We start from the raw sequence: 928 nt of genomic DNA, 5'->3' as shown, positions 1-928 counted from the left end.
TGGCCCGCTTCGTTGACGAAGATACGCTGGTTCGGAATGCCTTCAACCCGGTAGGTGGTCACTAAAGGATTCAACTCACCGATGGTCCCTGCCTTTTGGATAGCGCCAGCCCCAACGACCGTTGCCACGGTCCCTGGAAGGGATTCGACGAACCCCGGAAAATCCCTGCGATAGAGCGCATCCACCGACCCGAACATGCCCTTCACGGTACCGGCGGCAACGCTGCCAATGGTGCCCAACGCCCCCTGTCGCTCCAGCGATTGATACAGCCCGCTCGCGGACTGGTACGTCTGATTGCCACCGGTAACCGCGTTGCCCAGGCCATAGACCGCATGTCCGATGGCATCGCCCGCCGTCAGCACCACTTGTTTGCCTGCCTCCAACGGAGCCGTCGCCAGCTTCAGCGCCCCTTCGCTCAGTCCAAGCCAAGTTTTCCCAACCGTGGTGTCGGTAAAGAAGTCCTTCACCGGATTGGTGGCCTGTATCTCGCCAGTGAGAGCGGGGCCATAAGTCACGCTTTGCCCAAAGCCACCGTTCACCGGCAGCGCCTTCGCGCCCACGGTGATTTGCGGCATCTGCCCGTTCTCCTCCCGCGGCCCGACATGCGGGAACGCGGGGTCGAATCCATTCGTCGCCCGCCGCAAAACCTCCACATCGGGGCTCGGCATCGCATCGCTCACAATACCACCGTTGCTGGCCAACAGAACCGGAACTGGCGTGTTTTGTGCAACCGCTAGTCCGTCGAACATGCCACTCGCGGGCGTATTGCTCAAGTAGCTCGAACCATCAGCATTGCCATAGACGCTGCCGAAACTCATCACGTTGCCCCGTGCCTGCGCGAGCGCCTGCTCCTGGCTGGTCCTGCTGCTACCGCTGGAATTGCCTCCCGCGAGGCTGCTGCCCAACGCATTGCCAACCCCACCCTCCC

General features: G+C 62.1%; 1 protein-coding gene. It reads right to left on the bottom strand.

The genetic code is table 11. From position 1 onward, the window contains the following. The coding region (locus K206_RS40555; RefSeq protein WP_155888424.1) for a hypothetical protein at window positions 1-905 on the bottom strand (905 nt) is incomplete at its 3' end. Between the last annotated feature and the right edge of the window lie 23 nt (window positions 906-928).

The organism is Cupriavidus sp. WS (assembly GCF_000395345.1).
GTDB classification, from domain to species: domain Bacteria; phylum Pseudomonadota; class Gammaproteobacteria; order Burkholderiales; family Burkholderiaceae; genus Cupriavidus; species Cupriavidus basilensis_B.
The sequence above is the reverse complement of the archived record's forward strand: the minus strand, read 5'-3'. Positions and strand labels throughout refer to the sequence as shown.